Annotated in this window: 1 protein-coding gene; it reads right to left on the bottom strand. The window is 33.0% G+C overall.

Annotated elements, in window-relative coordinates:
* Positions 1 to 233: AAA family ATPase (locus ELQ12_RS10150; protein ID WP_166739613.1), on the bottom strand; the 233-nt coding region annotated here is incomplete at both ends.

Here is a 233-nt window from a genome sequence, read left to right as displayed (position 1 = left end):
GCATTGCTTAAAAGTCCACCCTCTTCAAAACCTATATATCCAGCTTGAGATCCTATTAGTTTACTTATAGCATGTTTTTCTGCATATTCACTAATATCAAAGCGTTCTAAATTTAAACCTAAAAATTCAGCTAAAGCTTTGCAAAGTTCTGTTTTTCCAACTACACTTGATCCAGTAAACAAAAACAATCCGCGTGTTGTATTGGAATTTTTAAATCCTGCGAAACTTTGCTT

Source organism: Campylobacter sp. US25a (genome assembly GCF_004379075.1).
GTDB lineage: Bacteria > Campylobacterota > Campylobacteria > Campylobacterales > Campylobacteraceae > Campylobacter_D > Campylobacter_D jejuni.
Note: the sequence above shows the minus strand (reverse complement) of the source record. Positions and strands in the feature narration are given on the sequence as shown.